The 14,998-nt window shown below is 68.3% G+C and carries 15 protein-coding genes; 7 read left to right on the top strand and 8 right to left on the bottom strand.

From position 1 onward, the window contains the following. Positions 1 to 12: 12 nt before the first annotated feature. The 5 genes from ABD978_RS18960 to eccD form a co-directional block, all read right to left on the bottom strand. The gene (locus ABD978_RS18960) at positions 13 to 486 is read right to left on the bottom strand and encodes a hypothetical protein (RefSeq protein ID WP_345355636.1); all 474 of its coding nucleotides are present in this window, start codon (positions 484 to 486) and stop codon (positions 13 to 15) included. A gap of 137 nt (positions 487 to 623) precedes the next feature. Then, positions 624 to 917 carry a WXG100 family type VII secretion target gene (locus tag ABD978_RS18965; RefSeq protein WP_345355639.1) on the bottom strand — a complete coding sequence of 98 codons (294 nt, stop codon included), beginning with the start codon at positions 915 to 917 and terminating at the stop codon, positions 624 to 626. Between the two features lie 44 nt (positions 918 to 961). Continuing rightward, positions 962 to 1,285 carry a WXG100 family type VII secretion target gene (locus tag ABD978_RS18970; RefSeq protein ID WP_345355642.1) on the bottom strand — a complete coding sequence of 108 codons (324 nt, stop codon included), beginning with the start codon at positions 1,283 to 1,285 and terminating at the stop codon, positions 962 to 964. A 281-nt stretch (positions 1,286 to 1,566) separates the two neighbouring features. Continuing rightward, on the bottom strand, positions 1,567 to 3,009 hold the full coding sequence (eccB, locus tag ABD978_RS18975; RefSeq protein WP_345355645.1) for a type VII secretion protein EccB: 1,443 nt from the start codon (positions 3,007 to 3,009) through the stop codon (positions 1,567 to 1,569). A 15-nt stretch (positions 3,010 to 3,024) separates the two neighbouring features. Beyond that, entirely contained in the window at positions 3,025 to 4,461 is a 1,437-nt protein-coding gene (eccD, locus tag ABD978_RS18980; protein ID WP_345355648.1) for a type VII secretion integral membrane protein EccD, read from the bottom strand. Positions 4,462 to 4,585: 124 nt separating this feature from the next. On the opposite strand from eccD, the gene eccCa reads away from it, so the two are divergent. The 4 genes from eccCa (at position 4,586) to ABD978_RS19000 (ending at position 10,003) form a co-directional block, all read left to right on the top strand. Continuing rightward, complete coding sequence (eccCa, locus tag ABD978_RS18985) at positions 4,586 to 8,548, top strand: type VII secretion protein EccCa (RefSeq protein WP_345355651.1); 3,963 nt, start codon at positions 4,586 to 4,588, stop codon at positions 8,546 to 8,548. Between the two features lie 77 nt (positions 8,549 to 8,625). Beyond that, on the top strand, positions 8,626 to 9,141 hold the full coding sequence (locus ABD978_RS18990) for a hypothetical protein (protein WP_345355654.1): 516 nt from the start codon (positions 8,626 to 8,628) through the stop codon (positions 9,139 to 9,141). A gap of 74 nt (positions 9,142 to 9,215) precedes the next feature. After that, entirely contained in the window at positions 9,216 to 9,521 is a 306-nt protein-coding gene (locus tag ABD978_RS18995) for a hypothetical protein (RefSeq protein WP_345355657.1), read from the top strand. Between the two features lie 80 nt (positions 9,522 to 9,601). Continuing rightward, positions 9,602 to 10,003, top strand: coding sequence for a YbaB/EbfC family nucleoid-associated protein (locus ABD978_RS19000; protein ID WP_345355660.1), 402 nt, complete (start codon positions 9,602 to 9,604; stop codon positions 10,001 to 10,003). 12 nt (positions 10,004 to 10,015) lie between these two features. Here ABD978_RS19000 and ABD978_RS19005 read toward each other — a convergent pair whose 3' ends face one another. Then, on the bottom strand, positions 10,016 to 10,966 hold the full coding sequence (locus ABD978_RS19005) for a hypothetical protein (RefSeq protein ID WP_345355663.1): 951 nt from the start codon (positions 10,964 to 10,966) through the stop codon (positions 10,016 to 10,018). 159 nt (positions 10,967 to 11,125) lie between these two features. On the opposite strand from ABD978_RS19005, the gene ABD978_RS19010 reads away from it, so the two are divergent. The 3 genes from ABD978_RS19010 (at position 11,126) to ABD978_RS19020 (ending at position 12,953) form a co-directional block, all read left to right on the top strand. Beyond that, on the top strand, positions 11,126 to 11,560 hold the full coding sequence (locus ABD978_RS19010) for a hypothetical protein (RefSeq protein WP_345355666.1): 435 nt from the start codon (positions 11,126 to 11,128) through the stop codon (positions 11,558 to 11,560). A gap of 118 nt (positions 11,561 to 11,678) precedes the next feature. Continuing rightward, positions 11,679 to 12,098, top strand: coding sequence for a hypothetical protein (locus ABD978_RS19015; RefSeq protein WP_345355669.1), 420 nt, complete (start codon positions 11,679 to 11,681; stop codon positions 12,096 to 12,098). A 111-nt stretch (positions 12,099 to 12,209) separates the two neighbouring features. Then, the gene (locus ABD978_RS19020; RefSeq protein WP_345355672.1) at positions 12,210 to 12,953 is read left to right on the top strand and encodes a hypothetical protein; all 744 of its coding nucleotides are present in this window, start codon (positions 12,210 to 12,212) and stop codon (positions 12,951 to 12,953) included. Positions 12,954 to 12,962: 9 nt separating this feature from the next. Here ABD978_RS19020 and ABD978_RS19025 read toward each other — a convergent pair whose 3' ends face one another. Both ABD978_RS19025 and ABD978_RS19030 read right to left on the bottom strand, forming a co-directional pair. Continuing rightward, positions 12,963 to 13,418 (bottom strand): YbaB/EbfC family nucleoid-associated protein, encoded by a 456-nt coding sequence (locus ABD978_RS19025; RefSeq protein ID WP_345355675.1) that lies wholly within the window; start codon positions 13,416 to 13,418, stop codon positions 12,963 to 12,965. 84 nt (positions 13,419 to 13,502) lie between these two features. Further along, the gene (locus ABD978_RS19030) at positions 13,503 to 14,873 is read right to left on the bottom strand and encodes a S8 family serine peptidase (protein WP_345355678.1); all 1,371 of its coding nucleotides are present in this window, start codon (positions 14,871 to 14,873) and stop codon (positions 13,503 to 13,505) included. Positions 14,874 to 14,998: the final 125 nt, after the last annotated feature.

Raw genomic sequence — 14,998 nt, forward strand, 5'->3', positions numbered from 1 at the left:
AGCTCGTCAGTGTCAGGTCTGGTCGGTTCCGTCGGTCGCCGAAGGCTGGTTGGTGGTCGTCGGCGTGGTCGGCTGAGTGCCCGTCGTCCCAGGGATCTTCGAGTCCAGTTCGGCCTTCTTGTGAAAGCCCGCCGCATCGTAAAGCCCGTCGACCACGTCTTTGTAGGCCTTCACCCATTCGCCATAAGCCTTGGGGAACTCGGTGACGACGTTCTGGATCGACTGCCAGATGACCTCACCGGCCGGATAGCTGGTCTTCTTTCCGTCGCCGCCCGCACCGACGTCCCGGGCCGAGATCTGCTTGGCGACGTTGACGAGGTCGTCGGGGTAACCCTTGCCGCCCTGGTCCTTGCCGACGATGAGGTCCTTACGATCCTGGTCGAGTGCGTCGATGTACTTTTTGACCAGGTCGTGATTGACCACGACCTCTTTCTCCTTATAGCCCTCGATGGTGGGCCATGACTGCTCGTAATACGGGTTGCCCACTGTGGCCTCCGCGCCTTCGCCACTCACTCGATCGGCTTCGGCCGCGTGGTCGCCTGCGACAGCGCCGATCCTTCAGTCTCTTCGTCGGCCGCCGGCCCGCTCGGCGCCGGCGAGCGGGCCGATGGCCACCACGCGCATCAGTCGAAGAGGTTGACGCCGTACTTCTCGGCCTGCACGTAGTTGTCGTGCGCCGTGCCGATGGCGAGCCCGAGCCGCTGAACGACGGCCTGCATGTCGGCCGCCGCCGCGTCCCACTGGGCCTTGTACTTCCAGTAGGCCTGCTGGGCGTCGCCCTCCCACTCCGTGAGCTTGCTCTGCAGGTGTGTCTGCAGTTCGTCGAGCTCCTTGCGGATGGCACCCGCCACGATCGCGAAGTTCTCGGCCGAGCTGGAGAGAACGCCGAGTTGGGCCGAGGTGGTGATGTCGCTCACTGTTCCTCCGTCAAGAGTCCGTCATGTCCTCGGTGCCGCCGGGATCAGCCGCCGGCCAGGAGCCGCTGCACCTCGCTGGCCGCCTCGCGGTTCTCCTGCTCCTTGGCCTCGAAGGTGATCGCGGTGTTGGTGAGCGCCTCGTGCATGCCCTCGAGAGCCTGGATGACCTTGGCGAAGTCCTCGTTGAACTCCTTGTGGACCGCGCCGAACGTCATCGCCGCTTCGCCGCCCCAGCCACGCATGAGGTCGTCCTTGTGACCTTCCAGCGTGTTCTGCAGGCCCTTGATGATGTTGGCCTTGTCGTTGATCTCTCCCGCGGCCTGACGCATGGCCGCGTGATTGGCCTTGTGTGTACCGGACTCGGCCATCGGTCACCTCCTGTGACGTCGCGTGGTGCGCGCTCTCGCTCGTCGGTCTGGCTATCGGACGTGGGGAACGGTCGCACGGTTCCACCCATGCCACACCCCGTTGGCGACGATGACACCCCACCAGCCGACCCCCGCGACCGGCGCCGTCGAACAGACCGACAGGTGACGCATCATGACGCGAATCGCAAATAACTGTAAAGGTATCGGCCGTCGCCTGTCCATGACATTAGAGGGAGATTCGATACCTCGCATCCGGACGTTCACTAAGTGCGACCGAATATTCATCCGGTCGGTTGTGCGCTCGGCTGACCAGCCTGGACGATCGGATTCCGGGCTGCGGTCGGGTCGAGTATCGGTCCGTTCGGTATGAGTCCCACCACACCGGCCGGAACCGGCACCGCGTCGGTCGACAGCGTGTAACCGAGTTTCTGTGCCACGTCCTTCGACTGCAGCGCGAATCGTCTTCCGTCAGTGACGAGAAAGACGGTGTTGATCTCATCTCTCTTTCCCTGTCCGGGAAGGACGCCGACCAGCGCCGCGCCGCCCGGCGGAAAGATCAACTGGTCCGCGTTGCTCGCTCCGCCGTACGCGTTGTCGGGCGGCGTCGACAGCGCCGCGCCCAGCGTCACCTGGGCGCCGGCGTTGCCGCTCACGTCGCTGTACGTGGCGCAGAGCGGGGTCGTGTCGGAGTAGGTGATGAAGCCCGGCATCCCGCCCTGCAGGTCGGGATTCGTAATGCTCCCGGCGTGCTTCGGCGCGCCGCTGAAGGCGTCGGGGTTGATCCGGTACGGACCGGCCTGGTCGCCGAGGGCGGCCTTCACCGCGGGGTCGATCGTGAGGAGACGCGCCTCGATGTCGCTGACGGGGGCCAGTCCGTCGGCCATCAGCACGTACGACGCGGCGTTGGTCCCGGTCACGTTGGGCACGGTGAAGACCTGGCCCACTCGTCCCCGACCGTTCGGTCCGGTGGTGTTCTGGCCCAGACCCGGGATCGCGGGCGCCCGGAAGTCGGCGCCCGGGGTGAGCGCGTTGAGCCACTTCGGCGCCACCTTGGGCACGCTCGCCGTGGACGTGAGGGCGGGCAGCGCCTGCGCCGACACGCGCATCCGCTTGTTGTGCCAGATCACCCAGGGCTGCTGGTCGGCCTGGACGACGATCGCCTGGTAGGCGGGGAGCGGGTTGCCGCCGACGGCCTTGCCGGCGACGAGCGTGACCAGCGAGGTGTGTCCCCCGTTCGGCAGGTCGGCCGCGCGCACGCAGGCGGACCAGGGCATCTTGACCAGCTTTTTCGCGTCGGGAAGGGTGTCGGGCGCGCCGGGGATGCCGACGGTCTGGCCGCGGTCGTACTTCGCCAGGGAGTCCCGGGAGACGAGGTGCTGCTTCGAGGCGTCGGCGCCGGACAGCAGCTTCGCCGAGGTGTAGTTCGCCACCGGGCAGAGCTTGCGGCTGCCGTCGAGGCACCAGATGTACCGCGCCCCGGTCTCCTTCTCGATGATGATCGCCCCCGGCTCTTCCAGGCCCTGGGTGCTCCCACCGTTTCTGATCAGCCCGATGATGCCGAACCCCGCCATCACGAGGATGGCGACCATCACGCCGATGAAGGACGCGACGTTCAGCCGGCGCATCGGCTGTTCGGGGGTGTCGGGCTCGCCGAGCATCAGCGCCTGGGACGCGCGTTGCGTCATCAGCCGATGCGCCTGGAGGAGGTCCTTCCTGGTCTGCATCTCTTCTCCGCCGGGTCAGCCCGCGAGATCGCGGATGTAGTCGTACAGGCCGAGCACACCGGGAGCGAGCGCGATCAACGCGACGATGAGCAGGATCTCCACGATGTCCCCCGCCCGCGCCCAGAACGGCGACGGGCGGTTCTCCGGCAGCCAGCCGCCCACCGCGACGACGACGAGCGCGCCGACGACCAGGGAGATGAGCACGACGACCCGTGACACCTGCCCGGTGGCGTGCAGCGACTGGCCGACGGCCAGCATGACCAGCCCGGCGAACCCGGAGAGCAGGAACCACAGCCGCTGCGCGCGGCCGCGGAAGATCCTCGAGCGCAGCAGCAGGGTCAGCGACGTCACGGCGCAGGCGACCGGCGCGGCCCAGCCGTCGGTGAACGCGAGCGCGAACTCGCCCACCAGCCCGACCAGCGCGATGCCCACGGCCATCCCGGTGACGAACCGGTCGGCCCGCCGGGTGCGGCCGAGCACCGCCTGGCCGTCCACCATCAGCGTGTCGCGGCGCAGGTCGTCGGCGCTGGTCGGGACCGGCGGAAGCGTCACCCGGGCCATCCGGAACGCCAGCGTCGGGATGAGCGGCGTCAACGCGAGGGTCACCGCCACCGTGACGGCCGCGACACCGCCCGCCGAGACGCCGTCGTAGAAGAGGGCGACCGTCGTGCCGATCGTGCCCATCAGCGCGGCGAAGGCGGCACCGAGGAAGGTCGGCACTCCGTCGGCGATCGCGAACGCCGCGATCACCGCGACCAGGACCACCGCGGCGAACCCGGCGACGAGGTGCGGCGCCCCGAAGTCCCAGGGCGGAGTCGTCTTCTTCATGGGGCCGAGCAGGCCGGCCACGAAGGCGTACGGCAGCGCGACCAGGCCGATGACCGAACCGGCGACGCCGTCGCCCATGGCCCGGGACAGGGTGACCCCGGCGACGAGCAGCAGCAGGCCGACGGCGCCGGCGGTGATGGCGGGCACGATCCAGGGCGGTCCGGAGAACAGCGGGAGCACCGATCCGACGGTCAGCGCGGCCGCGCCCACGCCGATGCCGACGCGGCGGGCGTGCTCCGGACGCCAGCGGTCCGGCTTCTCGTTGACGCCCGTCGCCACCACGTCGGCGACGTCGTCGAAGGCCATCTCCGGCAGCTGCGACATTCCGGGACGGAGGTAGACCACCTGGCCGTCGCGAAGGCCGGCCTGGTTCGGCGTCGCGCTGGGGTCGAGGGGCGGCTCGTCCAGTCGTTGCAGCACCCAGCCGCCGTGCCCGAGGCCGACATTGGCCAAATCGTCACCGGCGTGTCGAAGAATGGTCGGGAAAAGTTCGGCGAAAGGCACATCCGCCGGGAGCGAGATGTCAAGCCTCCGACTCGGCCCCACGACCGTGACCCTGCACAGATCCGCTCCAGCGGTCGGGCTCACGCGACTCCTCGCTTCCTCTCGGGCCGGCGATGACATCGCTCACCACCGGAGGAATCACTTACTCCGCCGGTGATGACTCTTAAGATGACAGCTCAGACCAGACGACGCCAAAATTATCAACAAACGAGCGCTCGACCGCTGGACGCAGGAGAGAAGCCCGATGAGCACCGTCCTCGTGCGACGCAAGGAGCGCCGGCAACCCCCGGAGATGCCGCGCGGCGAGATCCTGCTCGAGTCGCCGCCCGAGCTACCCGAGGTGGTCGGCAACTCGTTCCAGAACGTCCTCATGTACCTGCCGATGGCGGCGGGCGCGGGCGCGATGGTCTTCATGGTGGTGAACCCCAACTCCAGCCCGCTGCAGTGGGTGTCCAGCGGCATGTTCGCCCTGTCGATGTTCGGCATGATGCTGGGCCAGGTCGGCCGGCAGAGCGGCGAGCGCAAGATGAAGCTCAACGGCGCGCGCCGCGACTACCTGCGCTACCTCGGCCAGGTCCGGCGCCAGGTCCGCCGCGCCGCGAAGATGCAGCGTGAGGCGCTGGAGTGGATGAGCCCGACCCCCTCGGGCCTGTGGTCCATCGTGATGAGCGCCCGGCTGTGGGAGCGCCGTCCCGCCGACCCGGACTTCGGGCAGGTGCGCATCGGGACGGGCGCGCAGAAGCTGGCCGTGCAGCTCATCCCCCCGGAGACCAAGCCGGTCGAGGACCTGGAGCCGATGAGCGCGGGCGCCCTGCGCCGCTTCATGCGCACGCACTCCAACGTGCCCGACCTGCCGGTGGCCATCAACCTGGCGTCGTTCGCGCGCATCTATCCGACGGGTGATCCGGCCGCCGTCTACGGCATGGTCCGCGCGATGGTCGGGCAGATCGCCGCCCTGCACTCCCCCGACGACGTGCGCGTCTCGGTGTGCGCCTCCCCGGAGCGGATGCCGTGGTGGCAGTGGGTGAAGTGGCTGCCGCACGCGCTGCACCCGACGGAGTACGACGCCGCGGGGCAGGTCCGCCTGCTCGCCCGCACGATGACGGAACTGGAGTCGCTGCTCGGCGCGGAGATGAAGGACCGGCCGCGGTTCAGCCCCGGCCTCACCGCCTCCGACCTGCCCTACCACATCGTGATCGTCGACGGCGGCGAGGCGTCGTACGACTCCCAGATCGCCGCGGACGGCATCGACGGCGTCTGCGTCATCGACCTCACCGGCACGACCAACCCGGTCGGCGACGCGCACATGCTGCGGCTCGATGTCACGCCCGACCGCGTCTCCATGCTGCAGCGCGACCGTACGGGAAAGGACGTGGCCCGGCCGATCTGCCGGCCGGACGACATCTCGATCCAGCAGGTCGAGGCGCTGGCCCGGCAGCTCAGCCCGCTGCGGACCAGCTCCGCCAGCGCACCGGACGACGACGCGCTGTCGGCCGACCTCACGCTGACGTCCCTGCTCGGCGTGCAGGACCCGTACAACGTCGACCCCACCGTCGTCTGGCGGCCCCGCGCCCAGCGCAACCGGCTCCGGGTGCCGATCGGCATCGACGGTGACGGCCGCGCGGTCGACCTGGACATCAAGGAGGCCGCGCAGGGCGGGTATGGCCCGCACGGGCTGGTCATCGGCGCGACCGGTTCGGGCAAGTCCGAACTGCTGCGCACGCTCGTGCTGGGCCTGGCGATGACGCACTCCTCGGAGATCCTCAACTTCGTCCTCGTCGATTTCAAGGGCGGCGCGACGTTCCTGGGCATGGACGGTCTGCAGCACGTCTCGGCGATCATCACCAACCTCGAGGACGAGCTCCCGCTGGTCGACCGGATGTACGACGCGCTGCACGGCGAGATGGTGCGCCGCCAGGAGCTCCTCCGGGCGGCCGGCAACTACGCCTCGCTGCGCGACTACGAGCGCGCCCGCACGGAGGGGGCACCGCTCGCCCCCCTTCCCACGTTGTTCGTGGTGCTGGACGAGTTCTCCGAGCTGCTGTCGGCCAAGCCCGACTTCGCCGAGCTGTTCGTCATGATCGGCCGGCTCGGCCGGTCGCTGGGCGTGCACCTGCTGCTCGCCTCGCAGCGCCTCGAGGAGGGCAAGCTGCGCGGCCTGGACACCCACCTGTCCTACCGCGTCGGCCTGCGGACCTTCTCGGCCATGGAGTCGCGCGTCGTCCTCGGCGTGCCCGACGCGTACGAGCTGCCGCAGGCGCCCGGTAACGGCTACCTGAAGATCGGCACCGAGTCGATGGTCCGGTTCAAGGCGGCGTACGTCTCCGGGCCTGTGGAGGCCGAGGTGTCCTCCGGAGCCGGTCGCAGCACGGTCGTACGGCAGATCGTGCCGTACCTCCCGGACTACATCCGGCCCCAGGTCGTCGAGGAGCCCCAGTCCGAGGAGGCGGAGCAGCAGAACAGCCAGGACTCCCTGTTCGACGTCGTCGTCCGCCAGCTCGAGGGGTACGGCCCGCCGCCGCACCAGATCTGGCTGCCGCCGCTGGACGAGCCGCCGACGCTCGACCAACTGCTGCCGGCGCTGGCGCCGACGTCTCAGCACGGCCTGACCACCCCGGCGGGCTGGGACGGTCGCGGCAGGATGCTCGCCGTCGCCGGCATCGTGGACAAGCCCTTCCAGCAGCGCCGCGACCCGTACTGGGTGGACCTGTCGGGCGCGGCCGGCCACGTCGGGATCGCGGGCGGCCCGCAGTCCGGGAAGTCCACCGCCCTCCGGACCCTGATCGCCTCGCTGGCACTGTTGCACACGCCGCAGGAGGCGCAGTTCTACTGCCTCGACTTCGGTGGTGGCACGCTGGGGGCGCTGGCCGGCCTGCCGCACATCGGCGGCGTCGCGAGCCGCCTCGACGCCGACCGGGTGCGCCGCACCGTGGCGGAGGTCACCCAGCTGCTCGACCGCCGCGAGCAGGAGTTCGCCGAGCGCGGGATCGACTCGATGGCCACCTTCCGGCGCCTGCGGGCCTCCGGCGAGTACGCCGGGGACGGCTACGGCGACGTGTTCCTCGTCGTCGACAACTGGCTCACGCTGCGCCAGGACTACGAGAACCTCGAGGGCACCATCACCCAGCTCGCCGCGCGCGGCCTCGGGTACGGCGTCCACGTCGTCGCGGCGACCAACAAGTGGACCGAGTTCCGGTCGAGCGTCCGCGACCTGTTCGGCACCAAACTCGAACTGCGCCTCGGCGACGCCTTCGAGTCCGAGATCAACCGCAAGCTCGCCGACAACGTCCCGACCGGACGGCCCGGCCGTGGCCTCACCCCCGACGGGCTGCACTTCCTCACCGCGCTGCCCCGGATCGACGGCGACGTCGCCGCGGACTCCCTCTCCGACGGGGTCGGCAAGCTCGTCCGCTCCATCGCGGACTCCTGGCACGGGCCGGCCGCGCCGCAGGTCCGCATGCTGCCGAGCCTCCTGCCCATCGAGCAGTTGCCGCCGGCCGCGCAGACCGGCGCCCGGATCCCGATCGGCATCGACGAGGACGCGCTGTCGCCGGTGTACCTGGACTTCGCGCACGACCCGCACTTCCTGATCTTCGGCGACGCCGAGTGCGGCAAGTCCAACCTGCTCCGCGTCATCACGAAGAGCATCGCCGAGCGCTACGAGCCCGAGAACGCCCGGATGATCTTCATCGACTACAGCCGGGCGCTGCTGGACGCGGCCGAGCTCGAACACCGCATCGGGTACGCCGCGTCCTCCACCGCCGCCGCCACCCTGGTCAAGGACATCCAGGCGGCGATGACCAAGCGGCTGCCCCCGTCGGACCTGACCCCGGACCAGTTGCGCAGCAGGTCCTGGTGGACCGGGCCGGAGTTGTTCCTGATCATCGACGACTACGACATGGTCGCGACCTCGGAGAACCCGCTGCGGGGCATCGCCGAGCTCCTCCCGCAGGCGCGGGACATCGGCCTGCACGTCATCGTGTCCCGTTCCTACGGCGGCGCCGGTCGCGCCCTGTACGACCCGGTCATCCAGCGCATCAAGGAGATGGGTTCCCCCGGCATGGTGATGTCCGGCAACAAGGATGAAGGCGTCCTGCTCGGCAACATCAAGGGCCACAAGCTGCCCCCGGGCCGCGGCTACCTGGTCGACCGCCGCAGCGGCACCCGCCTCATCCAGACCGCGCAAGTGGACGGTGCGCAGCCATGACCGGAGGTCGCCGGCCTCGACCGGGCCGTCGACGCGGATCCTGGTGAGACACCGAGGCGGAGTAGGGAGTCGGCGCCGTGATCCCTGAGCACCGGACGATCGTGTTACGTCAGCAGACGGCCGGGCTGATCCGCCAGGTCGGGCTGGAGTTGTGCGATCGCGGTGGCAACGTGCTGGCCAGGGCCGCCGGGGACGAACGCGTGATCGTCTCGGCCCTGGACGGTCGGCCGATCATGGCCCTGGAGGGGCGCCGGTGCCCGATCAGAGTCGTCGATCCCGGGGGCGGCGCGCTGGGAATGATCGAGCAACGCTCCCGGAGATTCGCCACCCCCCGACTCGCCATCACGGGCCCACGGGGAGAACCGGTCGCCACACTCAGCGGGCCGTTCCGGGAGATGCGGCTATGCGACACCTCGGGAGCCCTGGTCGCCGACATGCTGATGGAGGGCGGCGCACAGGTGCTGATCCTGCGCGAACCCGCCGAACCACTCAATTCTCTGGTTCTGGCTTCAGCCATTGCAGCAAATCGAATTTTCGGCTGGTCCAGAATTAACAAACGAAACCGAACCGCCGCCGTTAGATGGCGAATGTGACCTCTGGCACGATTCTTACACGATCACGTGAGGTAGGTTGTACGAACTCGATCTACCGGGTTCAGGGGGATTATATGGGCAACGGCGACGAGATCGTACACAACACGGGGAACATCCGGGCACTGGGAAAGCAGTTCGAAACCACGGTTACCCCGGAACTGAACAAGGCCATCGCCCAGGCAGGTGCGTTACATCTCGCGGAAAGCGCATTCACCGCCGTCACGTACGCGCTCGCCATCGCCTACACCGAGGCCAGCGCCTACCTGATCAAGGACATGCAGTCCAAGGTCGAAAAAGCTCACGTGATCGGCGAGAACCTCTACAAGACAGCCAGGATCTGGGACGACTCCGAGCAGAAGAGCACCGTTACCGAGGCATGACCGCCCCGGCCCACCGACCACGAGCGATCGGAAAGACGGCGATGGAGCAGAACGACGGTCTGTGGCAGGCCCTGGACGCGATGGCGGGCGAGGCGACGGAGTACTTCCAGAAGGCCCGGCTGTTACAGGAGAGAATGGCCGGGATCACCGGCACGGCGGTCACCGACGACGGCTACATCAAGGTGACGTGGCGCGACGGCGGGATCGACGGGTTGGAGATCAATCCGCGGGCGATGCGCATGGGGTCGGCCGACCTGGCCGAGACGATCCTGCGGCTGAGCCACGAGGCCAGGGCCGACAGCCGCAGACAGTCCGACGCCGTGATGAGCGATCTGTTCGGTACGCAGAACCCGGCCGGGATCGTCGCCGACAAAGAGGGCCTGCAGGAGAGCATCGACATGATGCGCGACGTCTTCACCGGCGCGATCGGCGATTCCAAAGATCTCATCGACCGGTTACAGCGCCGCCTCCGCCAGGACTGAGCCGGACCCCGGTCAGCCGACCTGGTCGTTGTCCCTGCCGATGAGCTTCCCGGTAAGCGGATAATTCTGCGTCGCCGTGTCGCCGCCGCTTCCCTTGGCCATGGCGCCAAGGCCGACGATCCGTGCCACGGGACCATCAGGAACGATCTTCGTGATGTCGGGAAAGGCGCCGACGGCCTTCTCGAGGAAGGGGATCTTCTGGATCAGCGGGATCTTGGACAGGGCCGTGGTCCTGGTGTCGACCCCGCCGGCCATCAGGTCGGCGGTCGCCTTGCGCTCGAGCCGGTTCAGCGTTCCCCGGAAGATGACGTCGATCGCGGGGGCCTGGGCGAACACCACGTCCTTCAAGGCTCCCGGGTTACCGGTCACGACCTGACCGGCCAACTCCGCGATCAGGGAGCCGCCCAGCAACAGGGCGAAGGAGTTGAGCGTCGTCTCCAGCATTCCCGACATGGGTTCCCAGAAGCCCACGTTGATCGAACTCACCATCGAGCTCACCTCGGCCACGATCGCGCCGTACCCGGCGCCGAGGGTGATCGCGGTCTCCGCGGCGATGAGAATCAGGAACGCGGCCAGGATCGCCGCGATGAACACCATCGCCAGGATGAGCAAGAACAGCAGCACCGCGGTCACCCAGAGCACGATGGCGATGAGATTACACAGCAGAGCGGAGAGCTCAAGCTGGGTCTTGTATTCGCTGAGCTGTTTCTTGAACGCCTCGGGATCGCCGCCGGACCAGTCATCGCTTTCCGCTTTGTCGTGGACTTTCTGCGCCTGGCCGGCGGCCGTCCACATCGTATCCGCCACCTGCCACCAGGTCTCGGCGCCGGACCAGAAGGCCGATGGATCGCATTGCGACTTGTACATGTCGACCGCGAGCGGGCCTGCAGCGGGAATGATTAACGAGGCCGCCGCGGTGGTGTAAACGGCGATCTGGGCCGCCTCGAGGCTTCCTTCGAACACGTCGCCCTCCCTGATTGGACGCTGCACCGCCCACCGAGCCTAATCGAGAGCCCGAGTCCGTGGCGATCGGCTCGATACCATGACGGCATGCCTCAAGGTGAGTTCTGCCTGCACAACAACCGAGCCGGACTGGCTCGGCTCACGGCGGTCTTCGGTGGCGTGGGGGTCGTCGCGTCAGCGGCCGGGTTCCTCTACAACCCGTACTGGTGCATTCTCGGGGCGTTAGGAATCGCAGTCGGCGCGATGTTCGCCGTGATCGGAATACGTAATCCGTTGATGATCACCTTGTCGGGTGCGGGACTCACCGCGCGGGGGCGCGATGGAGCCGGAGTCATCCCCGCATCGGCGATCGAGGCGGTGGGCCTCTCCAAGATCGGTCGCGTGCACTACGTCACTCTCTGGTACGACACGGTCGCCGTCCCATCGATACCCCTGGCCTTCGACCGGTATCTTCGCGCCATGGCACCGGGCGTTCCCGGGCGGATTCACATCGGCGCGTTCAGCGAGACCGACGACGCCGAGAGGATCAGCGAGCTCCATCGCCTGGTCGCCGAGACCGGCCTCGGCGAGTGGCGAGACCATCCTGCCGGCTGATGCCGGGCGGACATGGGAGCCCCACGGGCCGCACAAACGTCCTCCTGCCTAGCGATAGAGGGACACCGGCGGTTAGCCTCTTGTCAACCGATCTTGGATCGGTAGCGAAGGAGGCCACGTGGTCGAAGTCAACACCGCCGCGCTGAAGACCGCCGCGAGCGATTTCTCCAACACGCTCCTGCCGCTGGTCGAGTCCGTGAAGACGCTCGTCGACCAGAACACCGAGCTGCCGGCCATGTCGTGGGGTGTGATCGGCGCCATGACCGTCAGCGGTAATTACCATCCGGCCCGCGACTACCAGCTCCGTCAGCTGAAAGACGCCGTCAAGTGCCTGCACGGCGTGAACGCCGGCCTGTACAGCGTCGCGCTTCACTACGACGAGAAGGAACTGGAGAACGCCCGGGCCGCCTACCAGGCCGCCAACGGTGTCACCGACCAGTCCAAGGCGGCGGCCAAGGTGCACGAACTCGAGCAGCGGGTGTCCAAGGACACCGAGGAGTTCAACACGGCCAAGAAGAGCGACGACTCGTACCACTAGACCGGCGTCCGCCCACTGGACCGGCTCCGCGCGCTGAGCCGGCTCTTCGCACTGGACCGGCCGCGCCCACTGGGCCGGCGTCCGCGCACACCCGAACGAGGAGGACCGTCAATGGCAGGTGAGGGCGAGGCTTACACCGCCGGTGTCGAAGTCGGCGCGATGGGCCTGATGAAGCTGCTGGCGAGGTGGATCCCGGCCTTCTCCAAGATCCAGTTCGCCGGTCGGCTCGCGATTCCCGCGGCGGGGGCGGGGGCGATCTGGCTCCTGGCCAAGCCGTGGGGCGACGACGACATCGAGAAGAGCTGGAACGCCTGGCGCTCGGGGAGCCAGAACCTCCAGGACATGCGGTTCAACGACTGGGACAACAAGGTCAAGGCGATCCAGGCCGCCTGGCCGGAGGGCGCGGACCGTCAGCAGTTCGACAAGTTCATCGCCACGGTCAAGAACGAGTTCTACCAGACCGACCAGGCGCTGGGGACGATGTCCACCGCCGTGCAGAACGCCCAGACGCAGATCCACCAGATCATGCACACGGTCGGCATCGTCGCGGACCTGCTGCTCGCGACCATCATCGCCTGCGAGCTCGCGGAGGCGGCCTTCCCACCGGACGCCCCGATCGTCGAGGCGCTGAAGAACGCCACCGGCGCGGTCCTCATGGGCGTGACGGCCGTCGGGGTCGGGTCGGTCGTCGTGGCGCTGCTCTACAACCTCGGCAACATCGCCGCGCTGGCCTCCTCCGAGACCGCCTTCCCGCAGCCGCAGCCGAACCGCGGGAGCGGCAGCCTCACCAAGGACACCGACTTCGACGACATCAAGGTCAAGAACACGCAGCACGGGGGCTGGACGTACTACTGACCGCGGCGCTCAGAGCCCGTACCGGCGACGCATCTCCTGGAACTGCCGCATCGCGTCCGTGAGCTGCGGGTCGTGGAGGTCGGACTCCGCCTCCGGGTTCAGGCTGAGCAGCTTTCCCTGCAGCATCTGGCTGAAGTCGGCGCTGCGCCCGGTCACGGAGCCCATGATCTCGTTCATGCGGTCGGCGGCCTCTTTGGCGGCGTTCCCGGCCGCCTCGAGGATGGCCTCGGCGAGCGCCTCCGACCCGAGGCGCATCGCCCGCGGGTTGATCTGCAGCGACGACAGCGCGCCGCTGGGCAGGACTTCGACCTCGACCTGGCCGTCGGCGGCGGTGGCCCGCCCCTTCAGCGAAGAGAGCTCTTTCCGCGCCTCCTCGAACCGCTGCATCTGCTCGCCGACCTGCGCCAGGATCCGATCGAACTCTTCGTTCCCGGTGTGACCGAAGAAACCGTTGTCCGACGCCATGTGTCCTCCGGGAAATCGCCATTCAAGGGGCGGTTTCCTCCACCTTAATGGTGTTGATCTTGCTAAGGGAGATCCCGCAGCCCGTCAGCCCGTCTCTTCCCGCTCGGACGACGGCGTACGGCGGCCGGGGCGCCAGTTGCGGCGGCGACCCGCCGGGATGATGATGCCGCCCGCGACGACCGCGCCGGCGATGCCGAGCGCTCCGCCGACGAAGGACAGCGCGACCGTACGGCTGAAGGTGTCCTTGTGCTCCGCGGTGACGATCGCCACCGGCTTGGGCTTGACGGTGGCCGTGCCCGCCTGGCCGTTCTCCTCCGGCAGCACCGCGGTCACGGCCCGGAGGGGATTGAGGATTCCGGCGCCGGAACCGACCGAGGTGCGGCCGTCGGCGGTCACCTCGATCCGGTGCTTGATCTGGGCCGCGGTCAGGCTCGGGTGGTACGCCTTGATGAGCGCGGCCGTGGCGGTGACGTACGGCGCGGCGAAGCTCGTCCCGGGCCTGCTGGCGTAGGAGTCGTGGGGCCACGTGCTGTTCACGTCCACGCCCGGCGCGACGACCGACACGCGTGACTTGGTGTCGGTGAAGTCGGCGACCTTCCCGTCACTTCCGACCGCGCCGACCGAGATGACGCCGTCGTAGCTGGCCGGATAGAGCTCCTGTTCGGTGGTCTTCTTGGTGGTGTCGATGTTGCCGGCGGCCGCGACGACGAGTGCGCCCTTGTGCTGGGCGTACTCCACCGCGCTCTTGAGGAACGAGTAGTTCGCCAGCGTGATGGAGACGTTGATGACGTCGGCGCCGAGGTCGGCGGCCCGCCGGATCCCCTCGGCCACCGGGCGGGGCGGGTTGTCGGTGTCCTGAGTGGCGGCCTTCACGGAGATGAGCTGGACCTTCGGCGCGACGCCGAGGAACGGCACGTGGCTGCTCCGCTGGTCCTGCGCCGCGATGATGCCGGCGACCATGGTGCCGTGACCGTTGCAGTCGCGTTTGTCGGTGTTCGTCACGTCGTACGTGTCGATCGACGGCAACTGCGGATGCGAGGTGTCGACGCCACTGTCCACGATGGCGACCTTCACGCCCTCGCCGCGGGTCAGCGGCCAGACGTCGGTGAAGTCGAGCATCAACTGGGGGTACGGCGCCGCCGTCATGCCGGATGCGGGATATCCGTTGGCGACGTCACACCGCTGTGGTGGCGCCACCGTCTTGGTGACCGTGGGCGCGGGCGTGGGTGTGGGCGTGGGGGTGGTCTTCGGCGTCGGGGTGTGACTCGGCGGCTTCGGCGTCGTCGTGTGCCGGGTCGGCCTCGCGCTCGTCTTCTTCGTCGTCTGGGCCGCTCGCATGACCGGCATCCCCGCCGCGCCGCTCGGTCGTGCGGTCAGCGCGATGGGAACGGTGACCACGGTCGCCAGTCCCAGGCCGCCCGCGACGGCGACGGCCGCCGGCTTCAATCTGCCCACCGCGCACCTCCCCACCACTCGTCGAAGACTCTAGACGATCTGCCGTGAACGAGCCCTGTGCCGGGAAACGACGACGGATCGCCCGGCTGTGGAGGATCCAAATCGAGGTCGCGTGCGTCGTACCT

The organism is Actinoallomurus liliacearum, assembly GCF_039542035.1.
GTDB classification, from domain to species: domain Bacteria; phylum Actinomycetota; class Actinomycetes; order Streptosporangiales; family Streptosporangiaceae; genus Actinoallomurus; species Actinoallomurus liliacearum.